2 protein-coding genes and 1 tRNA gene are annotated in these 2,320 nt (G+C 71.5%); 2 read left to right on the top strand and 1 reads right to left on the bottom strand.

Features of this window, described 5'->3' with window-relative positions; translation table 11 throughout:
• Positions 1 to 101 precede the first annotated feature (101 nt).
• Positions 102 to 980, bottom strand: a complete 879-nt coding sequence (locus tag AC1MIR_RS22920; protein ID WP_480030499.1) for an N-formylglutamate amidohydrolase — start codon at positions 978 to 980, stop codon at positions 102 to 104.
• Positions 981 to 1,110: 130 nt separating this feature from the next.
• Here AC1MIR_RS22920 and AC1MIR_RS22915 point away from each other — a divergent pair.
• Together AC1MIR_RS22915 and dctP are read left to right on the top strand one after the other, a co-directional pair.
• Positions 1,111 to 1,182 (top strand) — tRNA-Val (locus AC1MIR_RS22915).
• A 116-nt stretch (positions 1,183 to 1,298) separates the two neighbouring features.
• Positions 1,299 to 2,320: TRAP transporter substrate-binding protein DctP (gene dctP / locus AC1MIR_RS22910; protein WP_480030498.1), on the top strand; the 1,022-nt coding region annotated here is incomplete at its 3' end.

Raw genomic sequence — 2,320 nt, 5'->3', positions numbered from 1 at the left:
TTGGGCGTCTTCCTGGCCCTTCCCCCCCCAACCCGGGGCGGCCCCCCCCGCCCCCGCCGTTTTTTTCGTCCGTCCTTCCCTGGCCGGCCTCGCGGCCCGGCTCAGCGGCCGAGGAAGGTCCAGTCCTCGGCGGCCAGCCGGGCGATGAAGTCCCGCAGATCACGCTGCAGCCTGCCCATCCCCGGTGCGCGCTCCACCCGCGCCTCGTCCATGTAGAGCCGGCGCGCGATCTCGATCTGCAGTACATGCACGCCCTGCCGTGGGTGGCCGTAGTGCCGCGTGACGTAGCCGCCCGCATAGGGATCGTTGCGGCGCACCCGGTAGCCGAGATCGGCCAGCGCATCCTCGACGATCCGTGTCGCCCTCGGCGCGCAGGAGGTGCCATGCGCATCTCCCAGCACGAAATCGGCCGGCGACACACTCTGGACGGGGTGCGTCGGCATGGAATGGCAATCGAGCAGCAGGCAGTGGCCGAAGGCCTGTCGGGTCTCGGCGATCAGGGCGCCGAGCGCGGCGTGGTAGGGCTGCCAGCAGGCGCGCACCCGCGCCTCGGCCTCGGCGAAAGGCAGCTTGTGGCGATAGACGGGCTCTCCGCTCGCGACCACGCGGGCGATGGTGCCGAGCCCGGCGCCGACGCGGGGCGAGCCGCTGTTCACCCAGTCCGGCAGCGGACCGTCGAACATGGCGGGGTCGAGTTCCCAGGGCTCGCGGTTCGCGTCGCAGAAGACGCGCGGGAAGGTCGCGGCCAGCAGCGGTGCGCCGAAGCCGGGCGCGACCGCGAACAGCTCGTCCACGAAGCTGTCCTCGCTGCGCCGAAGCGCCACCGGGTCCAGCCGCGCCTCGGCCAGGAACTCGGCGCTGTAGTGGGCGCCGCTATGCGGCGAGGCGAAGATCAGCGGCACGCTCTGGCGCACCGGCCGCGACACCCGGACGGGCGGCGGCGCAGTGTCGGCGGCGGGGGAGGGGGCCGGCAGGTCCATGCGCGATCCGATCAAGCCACAGCCCTGCCTTGCTTGTCATCCCCGCCGGGGCATGGAGGCAGGCGGGGAGCAGGGTTGCGCCGGTCCTTCGGCTTGGCTAAGCAATCGCTCCGCACCGAACGGGCAGCGCGGGCGCGTAGCTCAGCGGGAGAGCACCACCTTGACACGGTGGGGGTCACAGGTTCAATCCCTGTCGCGCCCATTCCCTGGCCCGTTCCGGCGCGTTTTCCGTATCATCGCATCTTCCCTCGGCGATTGACCGGTGCATGGCGCTGCCGCAAAGGTCGCGCATCGCTTCGATCGCTCGGGGAGGAACCCATGAACCGCCGTACCCTGCTCGCCGCCGGCTCGCTGCTGGCCGCGACGCCAGCGCTGCGCAGCGCCCGCGCCCAGGCGCAGGTAACGATGCGCCTCTCGCACCAGTTCCCGCCCGCCCATCACAATGCCCGCGTCATCGCCGCCTTCGCCGAGGACGTCGCGCAGCGCTCCGGCGGGCAGGTGCGGGTGCAGGTCTTCCCCGCGGAACAGCTCGCCAAGGCCGGAGAGAATTTCCCGGGCGTGGCGCGCGGCGCCTTCGAGGCGGCGGCGGCGGTGAACTTCCAGTGGGGCACCACCATCCCCGAGATGAACGTGGTGACGATCCCCTACATGTTCACCGACTATCCGCGCATCGCCCGCTTTCCGGGTAGCGAGGCGGCCACCTTCCTCGAGGGGCTGCTCGAGCGCCGCGCGGTGAAGAACCTCATGTGGCTCTACACCACGCGGATGAGCATCTTCACCTCGAACCGCCGCCCGATCGTCAACCTCGAGGATTTCCGTGGCCTCAAGATCCGCGGCCTCAATGCGCTGACCGACCACGCGCTGACCGCCGTCGGCGCCGCGCCCTCCGCGATGCCGGGGCCGGAGGTCGCGCCGGCGCTGCAGTCCGGCGTGCTGGATGCCGGGCTGACGGACGTCTCCGCCGCGGTGTCGCGCCGCTACTACGAGATCCAGAAGTTCGGCACGGTCGCGCCCTATTTCACGGTGATGAGCCATGTCTATGTGAATCCGCGCTGGTGGAACGGCCTGACCGCCGCGCAGCGCGGCTTCATCGAGGCGGCGGCGCGCAAGGCCGAGCAGGACCAGCTCAAGGTCACCGAGGACACGGCCGCGGCCGCGGTCGGCGAGCTGCGCGCCAAGGGCATGACCATCCACGAGCAGACGCCGGCCGAGAGCGCGACCTGGAAGGCCGCGATGCAGCAGCCGGTGATCGACGCCTTCTTCCGGCTGGCGCCCGAGGGTGGCCGCCGCTCGATCGAGCTGCTGAACGCCATCCCGGCGGCCGGAGGCCGCCCGGGGGG

It is taken from the genome of Falsiroseomonas sp. RANM36 (genome assembly GCF_056682175.1).
The sequence above is the reverse complement of the archived record's forward strand: the minus strand, read 5'-3'. Positions and strand labels throughout refer to the sequence as shown.

Excerpts from the sequence above, each read along its gene's own strand:
- AC1MIR_RS22920 (WP_480030499.1), bottom strand. The coding sequence starts at position 980 with ATGGACCTGCCGGCCCCCTCCCCCGCCGCCGACACTGCGCCGCCGCCC.